Annotated in this window: 1 protein-coding gene; it reads left to right on the top strand. The window is 72.4% G+C overall.

Annotated elements, in window-relative coordinates; translation table 11 throughout:
* A partial coding sequence (locus tag IEZ07_RS35315) for a methyl-accepting chemotaxis protein (protein ID WP_301549394.1) occupies positions 1-659 on the top strand: 659 nt, incomplete at both ends.

Genomic DNA, 659 nt, shown 5'->3' with positions numbered 1-659 from the left:
GCCTCCGCCGAAGAGGCCAGCGCCCAGTCCGGCCTCGTCGCCGCCGCCGCAGCCGACGTCTCCCACAACGTCCGCGTCGTCGCCGCCGGCGGCGAGGAGATGGGCGCCGCCATCCGCGACATCTCCACCAGCACCTCCCAAGCCGCCTCCGTCACCGGCGAAGCCGTCACCGCCGCCACCACCACCAACACCCTCATGACCCGCCTGGGCACCTCCAGCACCGAGATCGGCAACGTCGTCAAGACCATCACCTCCATCGCCGAGCAGACCAACCTGCTCGCCCTCAACGCCACCATCGAGGCCGCCCGCGCCGGCGAATCCGGCAAGGGCTTCGCCGTCGTCGCCGGCGAGGTCAAAGACCTCGCCCAGGAGACCGCCAAGGCCACCGAGGACATCGCCCGCCGCATCACCGCCATCCAGGCCGACGTCACCGGCGCCATCCAGGCCATCGACCGCATCAGCGCCATCACCGGCCGCATCGACGACCACCAGAGCGCCATCGCCGCCGCCGTCGAGGAGCAGACCGCCACCACCGGCGAGATGAACCGCAACGTCGCCGACGCCGCCGCCTCCAGCGACGAGATCGCCGCCAACATCGCCGGCGTCGCCCAGGCCACCGCCGTCACCACCGAAGGCGTCGCCGAATCCCGCCACGCCGC

The sequence above is a fragment of the Planomonospora parontospora genome (genome assembly GCA_014647935.1).
Classification (GTDB): Bacteria; Actinomycetota; Actinomycetes; order Streptosporangiales; family Streptosporangiaceae; genus Planomonospora; species Planomonospora parontospora.
Note: the sequence above shows the minus strand (reverse complement) of the source record. Positions and strands in the feature narration are given on the sequence as shown.